Annotated in this window: 9 protein-coding genes, 2 rRNA genes and 1 pseudogene; 4 read left to right on the top strand and 8 right to left on the bottom strand. The window is 47.2% G+C overall.

Translation table 11 applies throughout. The annotated features are described in order from the left end of the window. Window positions 1–25: 25 nt before the first annotated feature. The 5 genes from H8J70_RS01325 to H8J70_RS01345 all read right to left on the bottom strand — a co-directional run bounded on the left by H8J70_RS01325 (window position 26) and on the right by H8J70_RS01345 (window position 3,339). On the bottom strand, window positions 26–976 hold the full coding sequence (locus H8J70_RS01325; RefSeq protein ID WP_186501954.1) for an alpha/beta hydrolase: 951 nt from the start codon (window positions 974–976) through the stop codon (window positions 26–28). A 112-nt stretch (window positions 977–1,088) separates the two neighbouring features. Then, window positions 1,089–1,634 (bottom strand): bifunctional pyr operon transcriptional regulator/uracil phosphoribosyltransferase PyrR, encoded by a 546-nt coding sequence (gene pyrR / locus H8J70_RS01330; RefSeq protein ID WP_186501955.1) that lies wholly within the window; start codon window positions 1,632–1,634, stop codon window positions 1,089–1,091. Between the two features lie 11 nt (window positions 1,635–1,645). Then, complete coding sequence (locus H8J70_RS01335; protein ID WP_186501956.1) at window positions 1,646–2,563, bottom strand: RluA family pseudouridine synthase; 918 nt, start codon at window positions 2,561–2,563, stop codon at window positions 1,646–1,648. A 1-nt stretch (window position 2,564) separates the two neighbouring features. Further along, window positions 2,565–3,008, bottom strand: a complete 444-nt coding sequence (gene lspA / locus H8J70_RS01340) for a signal peptidase II (protein ID WP_186501957.1) — start codon at window positions 3,006–3,008, stop codon at window positions 2,565–2,567. Between the two features lie 166 nt (window positions 3,009–3,174). After that, on the bottom strand, window positions 3,175–3,339 hold the full coding sequence (locus tag H8J70_RS01345; RefSeq protein ID WP_186501958.1) for a DUF362 domain-containing protein: 165 nt from the start codon (window positions 3,337–3,339) through the stop codon (window positions 3,175–3,177). Between the two features lie 514 nt (window positions 3,340–3,853). On the opposite strand from H8J70_RS01345, the gene H8J70_RS01350 reads away from it, so the two are divergent. From H8J70_RS01350 to H8J70_RS12545, 4 genes and pseudogenes are all read left to right on the top strand, one after another. Next, on the top strand, window positions 3,854–4,537 hold the full coding sequence (locus tag H8J70_RS01350) for a response regulator transcription factor (protein ID WP_186501959.1): 684 nt from the start codon (window positions 3,854–3,856) through the stop codon (window positions 4,535–4,537). Continuing rightward, window positions 4,521–5,234, top strand: coding sequence for a hypothetical protein (locus H8J70_RS12535; RefSeq protein ID WP_246415219.1), 714 nt, complete (start codon window positions 4,521–4,523; stop codon window positions 5,232–5,234). Before H8J70_RS01350 ends, H8J70_RS12535 begins: the two co-directional genes overlap by 17 nt. A gap of 104 nt (window positions 5,235–5,338) precedes the next feature. After that, a pseudogene (locus H8J70_RS12540) lies at window positions 5,339–5,422 on the top strand (hypothetical protein); the annotation flags it as partial. Window positions 5,423–5,434: 12 nt separating this feature from the next. Further along, window positions 5,435–6,019, top strand: a complete 585-nt coding sequence (locus tag H8J70_RS12545) for a sensor histidine kinase (protein WP_246415220.1) — start codon at window positions 5,435–5,437, stop codon at window positions 6,017–6,019. 57 nt (window positions 6,020–6,076) lie between these two features. Here the strand turns inward: H8J70_RS12545 and eno are convergent, their stop codons facing one another. The 3 genes from eno to H8J70_RS01370 form a co-directional block, all read right to left on the bottom strand. Further along, the gene (gene eno, locus H8J70_RS01360) at window positions 6,077–7,372 is read right to left on the bottom strand and encodes a phosphopyruvate hydratase (RefSeq protein WP_186501960.1); all 1,296 of its coding nucleotides are present in this window, start codon (window positions 7,370–7,372) and stop codon (window positions 6,077–6,079) included. A gap of 746 nt (window positions 7,373–8,118) precedes the next feature. Next, window positions 8,119–8,235, bottom strand: a 5S ribosomal RNA gene (gene rrf / locus H8J70_RS01365). A 207-nt stretch (window positions 8,236–8,442) separates the two neighbouring features. After that, a 23S ribosomal RNA gene (locus tag H8J70_RS01370) occupies window positions 8,443–8,645 on the bottom strand; the annotation flags it as partial.

An 8,645-nucleotide genomic window follows, 5' to 3' on the forward strand; every position in this document is an offset into this window, starting at 1 on the left:
CAGGCAGGACCCCGTACGTCAAGCATCATACGTTCTCTTCAAGGAAATGAGATACGGTCCGGACATAGTCAGCACGGTCCGTTTCAATGCCAGCTGCATGAGGCGAGGACTGGAAAATGTGGATGTATTTTTTCTGGCTGCCACAGTTATCGTATAAACTGTGGGCCGTCTTTTCCGGCACCAACTGATCCTCACTGCCATGCAAAAAGAGTACCGGCACATGAATAAAGCGAACGGCCTGAGCCGGTTCTATATTTGCTACCAGCTCGTGCGTATGTACGAACATGGCGGCCTGAAAAAACGGATCGAGTAGATTATACCCCAGAACGAGGCGCTGATCTCCTGTCCAATGCAATAGTTTCTCCCGGCCCAAGGCAATGATATTGCCATAGGAGCTATCGGCAACAACGAAGGAAAGATGGCCGTCCCTATCAGAACCGGCATACAAAAGGGCCATTGCAGCCCCCAAGGAGACACCATGCAGGCCAATAATCGACTGGCCGTCTTTCCTTTCCAGCCATTGTACCCATTTTTGCAGGTCCGTTACTTCCGAAAGGCCCCAATCCGTATGGGCGCCTTCACTGTCGCCGTGGCCGCGTAAATCGACGAGAAGCACGTTATAGCCCAGATTCCTGTACATAGGTACGTACGGAAGGCACATCGAGCGGTTTTGATATAAGCCATGCAACAAGATCACCGTCTTGTGGGAATGACTGGGACTCGGAATGTACGTGCCCCGCAAAATCGTGCCGTCTTGTCCGTTAACACGGACCGGTTCCCAATCGCGTTCCTTTTCCAGCGTCCGTATATACGTCAGCTGCTGTTTCGTATTATTTTTAATGCCTAAGATTTCATCCCACGGCGCTTCACGAAACTCATGATAGGCCGTGTTACCAATATAGGCGCCGACGGCTGTACATAACAGCAGGAGCAGCACGACGACGCGTAGGAGTCCTTTAAAAAAATGATGCAGCATATGGTCTTTCCCCTTCTCACCTGTATAGTTCTGCCCTCTTTTGAGGGAGCATTACCTTTATCATATACCTTAGAGCCGAGTCTAAGTCAAAAAAAGAAAGAGTGCAGCCTTCTTAGGTGCACTCTTTCTGACGTAAAACGACCTGGCTGCAGCCATCTACTTCCTGCAGCTGCACGGAAATATCCTCGGCCCGTGAGGTCGGTACATTTTTACCTACATAATCGGCCCGGATCGGTAATTCCCGATGTCCCCGGTCTACCAATACGGCCAATTCGATATAGTGTGGCCGGCCCAGTTCCATAATGGCATTTAAGGCTGCCCGTACGGTCCGGCCGGTAAACAAGACATCATCTACGAGAATGACTGTCTTGCCATCAGCAGAAAAACGATGCTGGCCGCTCGTAACCGTATTAATACTGTTTTGGCGCTGATCATCACGATAAGCTGAAATATCCAGATCATAGACTGGCACAGGCGTGCTTTCAATGGCGGCCAGCTCTGCAGCCAACCGTTTTGCCAAGGGCACGCCCCGCGTGTGGATACCGACGAGGACTGTATTATCGAGTCCCTTATTCCGTTCAATAATTTCATGGGCAATCCGTCTGATGGCACGGCTCATGGCCTTGTCATCCATTAAGATGGTTTTTATTTTCCACATGACACGTTACCTCATTTTCTCTGGGCCGCCCGTTCGAGGCAAGCCAAAAAATCAGCCGGTGCCGGTGCTTCAAAATGCATATTTTCGCCCGTCACAGGATGAACCAAATCCAGGCTATGGGAATGGAGGGCCTGCCCTTCGATGGGGAAATGGTCCTTCTTATAGCCATAGAGGGGGTCGTTAACGACCGGATGCTGAATGTAGGCCATATGGACGCGTATTTGGTGCGTACGTCCTGTTTCCAGCTTGCATTCTACCCAGGTCAGGTCGCCGTAGCGCTTCAAGACGTGAAAATGCGTTAGTGCTTCCCGGCCGCCTTTGGCGACGACAGCCATTTTGATGCGATCCTTCGGATGGCGTCCTAACGGCGCGTCGACGATGCCCCGGTCTTCAACGATATTACCGTGTACTAACGCCCAGTACGTCCGATGTGCCGTATGGGCCTTGATCTGTGCTGCCAGGCCATGATGGGCTTCATCGGTTTTAGCCGCTACCATGACGCCGGACGTGTCTTTATCCAGGCGGTGCACGATCCCCGGCCGGATGACACCGTTAATGCCGGATAGCTCGCCGCGGCAATGGTAAAGAAGGGCGTTGACCAGTGTGCCAGCGGGATTTCCCGGTGCCGGATGCACTACCATGCCCCGCGGTTTATTGATGACGATAATATCTTTATCTTCATATAAAATATCCAAAGGAATATCTTCAGGCACGGCGCGCAATTCTTCCTGAGCCGTCAATTCTACGCGAATCTGGTCGCCTTCCTTCAAACGATAATTAGGTTTCACAGGCCGTTCATTCACCACAACGTGTGCTTCTTCAATCAACTGTTTGGCAAAGGCCCGGGATAACTCCAGCTCCTGTGCCAAATACGCATCAAACCGTTTACCCGTATCCGATGCTTCCGCTTCTAACAGACGTGTTTCCATACTACCTCCGCTCATCCGAATTATGTGTCCAGCAATACCATAACAAGAGGGCGACGCCTGTTACGATACCAATATCAGCAATATTAAAAACGGGCCAAATACGGAAATCAAAGAAATCCGTTACGGCACCGCGCCAAAACCGATCCAGGGCATTCCCCAGGGCACCACCCAGGAGCAATCCTATTCCAGCCTGGGCCACCAGGCTCTGGGGCAGTTTATGGCGAAAGAAAAAACAAGTCCCAAATAATAATGCTGCAATAGCCAGGAAAATCCAGCGCTGGTTTTCCAGGATACCAAAGGCAGCCCCTTTATTCAGGATATATGTGATATGAAAAAATCCCGGCAAAACCGGAATAGACTCATGGAGCAACATATATTGCCGTATCAGAAACTTACTTCCCTGATCCAGCAGCGTAATCAACAAGGCTACACCTAAAACCTGCACAAATACCTCCTCAATCCTGTTCACACATACGAAACAACTTGCCCATCCGTTCACGTACCAGTAATGGTAACGCCTTTATCCTATCATAGAAAAGGGATAAATTCAAATTCCACAACAAAAAAAGGAGACACCAAAATGTCTCCCTTTTTGTACGTGACCATTATGCTTATTCAGCGGAAATGGCACCAGTCGGACATACGGATTCGCAAGAACCGCAGTCGATGCAGGCGTCAGTAACAACGTACTTCGTTTCGCCTTCTTCAATAGCGCCTGTCGGGCAAGTGCCAGCGCAGGAACCGCATTTTACGCATTCATCGGAAATTACGTGCATGTTTTTCACCTCCAATAAAGTCCATGGAGAATTAATTTCCCCTTGTCTTCATCATTATTACACGAAACATTTAAAATGTCAATCAACACTCTGATAGTGCAGTTTTAAGCCTTTTCTTACAAAAAAAAGAACCGACGAGGGGAGTCGGTTCTTTTCGCAAAGTATCATCGGGGGAAGACGATACCCTATGGTCAAAGATATAAGATAGGGGTGTTCGAGGGGTATATGAACAACTTATATCTTTAACATTTCGTAGAATCATTCTACATATACTATGATATCAGGTTTTCTTTAAAAGTAAATAAGCCAAGATTAAAATTAGATTAATTTTAATCTTATGTTTTCTTTAGTTATACAATTGTTTGTCATATGCGAATTTTATATGGATGCCATCAGTCCATTCAGAAAATAAGAGGGCCTGGATATACAAAAAATCATATATAATGTATAATACATATAGTGTTAGAAAGTAAGAGTCATTTTGCTTTCTATCGTTACGGGAGGTCTAACTACTATGAATCGTAAATCTCATATCTTAATCGTAGAAGATGAGAAACAAATTGCCCGTTTCCTGGAAATGGAATTAGAGCATGCCGGCTATGAATGTACCAAAGAGTATAATGGCACGGCTGCCATGGACCGGATCGGCCAGGAACATTTTGATTTAATCCTTTTGGACATTATGTTGCCCGATACGGATGGACTCTCGCTCTGTCAACAAACGCGAAGATTTTCTAATGTGCCCATTATGTTTTTATCTGCCAAGGATGACGTGGAAACGAAGGTAAAAGGCCTGGACATGGGCGCCAATGATTATCTTACCAAACCCTTCAATAGCCGGGAGCTATTAGCCCGTATCCGCGTTCTCCTGCGGGACCACAATACAGGAGAAGATTCGGAAGATACGTTACAGCTCAAGGATATGACCTTGTATATTGACCGTCATGAAGTTGTCGTAAACGGGAAAAAACTGATGCTGACAAAGAAAGAATTCGAACTTCTGACGTATCTCATCCGTAATAAAAACATTGTTCTTACACGGGAACGGATTTTAGAAGAAGTGTGGGGCTACGATTATGCCGGGGATACGAATGTCGTCGATGTATACATCCGTTATATTCGCGGCAAAATCGGCCAGACCCAGGAAAAAAAATATATCTATACCATACGCGGAGTAGGCTATGCGGCAAAAGATTAAAAACAAGATAAAACAGATTTCTCTTCTGACGCTGCCCCTCTTTGCTAAGATGGTCCTGCTCTATTCCTTTATCGTCTTTATCATCTTATTGATCGTCTCACTGATTACCGTAACTAGTGTACATTATATCATGGAACGGTCCATCGAGCAGGACCTCTATAGCAGTGCCGATTCGACCTTAGAGTATCTGAATGCTTCGGGCAGCATTGATTCCGCCGTCTTTACGCGCTCGAATCTGCAGCCTTTCGTCAATTTACAGGTATACGATGCCGCCGGCAGACTTCTTCTCGATAATGGACCGGCCCACTCTATCAAAAACCTCAGTGACCGTTATATCGACGACGCCATCCGCAGCGACAATGCGATTTCTCTGCCGGAAACCATAAGGGGCAGCGAAACAGGCATGTTCGTATACTATAAGAAATGGAAAAGCCGGGACAACAAGACGTATTACCTGCGCTTTTCCCGCGTTCCTGATAAGGAAAACGCCTTCATTTCCCTGCTTTCCAAACAACTAGTAGCCTCTGTGCTCCTCAGCCTGATTTTGACGGTCATTTCCGGTATGTACCTTACGCGCAAATCATTGGCGCCTCTATCGCTCATTAATGAGACATTAAAGGGCATTGAAGTAAACAAATTAAACCAGCGCATTATCATTCCGGAAGCGGCAAAAAAAATAAAGAAATTCAGAATCTGAGCCAGTCCATCAACCAGGCGCTGGATCGCATTGAATATGGCTATAAGCAGCAACAGCAATTTATCAGTAATGCGTCACATGAACTGCGCACCCCTCTTACGGTCATCAGCGGTTACATCAATCTCCTCGACTGTTGGGGAAAGAACAACCCGGAAGTCTTAGACGAAAGCATTAGTGCCATAAAATCAGAAACGGACTATATGCAGCAGCTCATTGAACGCTTGCTCTTCTTCGCCCGTTCGTCCACAGGTACGCTGGAAGAACATTTTGCCGAGCTCAATTCAGCCAATATACTGGAAGAAGTCTATACAGGTGTTTTACTCATTGCGGACGGACGAAAAATAGTGATACAGCGTAATGACGCTGTATCCATCTATGCAGAAGAAGGCAGTATTAAGCAAATGCTGCGTATCTTTATTGACAACGCCCTAAAATATACGCCTGCCGGCGGGTCCATCTATCTGTCCTGTGAAGCGACGGCAGACGAGGTCTGTTTCAAAGTGCGCGATACGGGAATCGGTATTCCCGAAGAAGAACTGGCACGCGTATTCGAACGTTTTTATCGCGTCGATTCGTCCCGTACGAAAGATACAGGTGGTTCCGGCCTCGGCCTGGCCATTGCCAAATACATTGCCAAGGGCAATAATGCCAGATTGGAATTGGAAAGTAAGCTCCATGAGGGTACAACCGTAACAGCGATCCTGCCCCGTTATTATAAAAAGAAAGAACACTCACAGGAAAGCAACGACCTGGTACGTATGGACGACCATACGCGTATGACGTAACAAAAATCCCTGCAGATCTGCCGTAGCAGCTGCAGGGATTTTATTATTCAACAGCGATCAATGTTTCTGGGCAAAGGTCAGAAAGCCCGGATAAATGGCACCATCGCCTAAGCCTTCTTCGATTTGTAGCAAGCGGTTGTATTTTGCTACACGTTCGCTGCGGTTTGGCGCACCGGATTTAATTTGGCCGGCATTAATAGCGACAGCCAAATCAGCAATGAAGGAATCTTCCGTTTCACCGGAACGATGGGAAATAATCGTGCGATAGCCATTACGATGAGCCAGTTTAATGGCTTCCAGTGTTTCTGAGAGGGAGCCAATCTGGTTTAATTTAATGAGGATTGCGTTGCCGCACCCCTGAGAAATGCCTTTAGCCAGCCGTTCTGTATTGGTAACAAAGAGGTCATCACCGACGAGCTGTACCTTATCACCTAATTCCTTAGTAAGCTGTGCCCAGCCTTCCCAATCTTCTTCATCCAAGCCATCTTCAATAGAATAAATAGGATACGCCTGGACCAATTTCTTCCAATGAGCAATCAGTTCTGCCGACGTGTATTTCTGACCACTCTTAGGCAAAACATATTCCCCTGTCTTAGCCCCTTTCCATTCGCTGGCAGCGGCATCCAAAGCGAGGACAAAATCTGTTCCCGGACGATAGCCGGCCGCTTCTATGGCACGGATAATATATTGGATTGCTTCTTCATCGCTGGCCAGGTTCGGTGCAAAACCACCTTCATCGCCAACGGAAGTCGTAAGGCCATGCATTTTTAAGAGAGCTGCCAGGGAATGATATACTTCCGAGCACCAACGCAGACCTTCGCGGAAAGACGTAGCACCGGCAGGCATAATCATAAATTCCTGTACATCTACTGTATTGGACGCATGGGCGCCGCCATTCAAAATATTCATCATCGGTACAGGCAGCTGATTGCCATTGATTCCGCCAATAAAACGATATAGCGGCTGGCCGAGCGATTTCGCAGCTGCATCGGCAGCCGCTAAGGAAACAGCTAAAATAGCATTAGCGCCAAGCTTCGATTTATCTTTCGTACCATCAGCCTTCAGCATGGCCTGATCAACGGCAAAAATATCGTATGGAGAAAGGCCCTTTACAGCTTCACGCAGCGTCGTATTGACGTTATGTACGGCATGTACGACGCCTTTGCCACCATACCGGGCAGTATCCTTATCGCGTAATTCCAAAGCTTCAAACTGACCCGTCGACGCACCGCTAGGTGAAGAACCACGACCGACCGTGCCATCTGTCAAAATAACATCAGCCTGAACGGTCGGATTACCGCGGGAATCAAGAATTTCACGACCAATTACCTGTTCAATGCGATTATCTTTCATAGGAAAAACCCCCTTTATACCTCCCCAATTATTGGAGTCAATAGAATGGATCTATACATAGGAACGTATGGATTTGTCTATATTATACAACACAGTTTAGGTATAGTATAGATGGGATAGGAAAATAACTATTATATAATAATTATAAATTAAATATAACACAGGAACTGGGAGAGGTGTAAAATATTGAGGTTCGGAAATGACATTTTAGTATCGTCAAATGCCCCCTTTCGATTCATCTGCTGGATGCGAAGATGATTCACTGTCCCCTTCCAGTGCGTATCATGATTTGGGATACGCAGCAGGCACACTTGTCTTATAATCTTTTTCAAATGAACCCCTTTCGACCTATCTGCGCATCGCGCAGATAAGTCACTGTCCCCTTCTAACGCGTATCATAATCGGGGATACGCACTGGATCGCCGCTGATTACGAAAAAGGAGCACCGATTTCTCTGGCATTTAAATAGGCTCCCCCGTGGGGGAGCTGGGCCGGATGCAGAGCATTTGGGCCTGAAGGGGTTCATTTTATTGCAAATAATTTTTATCTTCTAATGAACCCCTTTCGATTCATCTGCTGAACGCGCAGATGAATCACTGTCCCCTTCTAACGCGTATCATAATCGGGGATACGCGTTAGAACCGCAATGCCCACACAGGGGCATTGCGCCCCCTAGGGGGCAGCACTGGACCGCCGCTGATTACGAAAAAGGAGCACCAATTTTATCGGTGCTCCTTCTTTTTCGTAATCAGCGGCTTCCTATCCTCCCAGGACGCTTCCATCCAAGTACTTTCGGCGTTTGCGGGCTTAACTACTGTGTTCGGCATGGGAACAGGTGGATCCCCGCAGCTATCGCCACTGAATTTTTTGTTTTCAAGGTTTTTCTACCCTGACAACTGCATAGAAAAGTGTTTGTTGTTCTTAATTACCTTAGGTGTTGCTAACTTCCTGTGTGCGTCGCTTTCGCTCTGACAAATCGGAAGTTAACTGCTTATACCGAACTTCGTTCGGCATAACTGACTCACACCCATTTGCGCGTCGCTGCGCTCCTTCAAATGGGGTTCGCTAGTTAAGTCAAGTCCTCGGTCTATTAGTACCGGTCTGCTCCATACATCACTATACTTCCACTCCCGGCCTATCAACCACATCGTCTCTGTGGGACCTTACTTGCTTGCGCAATGAGAAACCTCATCTCTAGGCTGGTTTCACGCTTAGATGCTTTCAGCGTTTATCCGTCCCCGACGTAGCTACCCAGCTGCACGGCTGGCGCCAT

The organism is Megasphaera hominis (genome assembly GCF_014269395.1).
Classification (GTDB): Bacteria; Bacillota; Negativicutes; order Veillonellales; family Megasphaeraceae; genus Megasphaera; species Megasphaera hominis.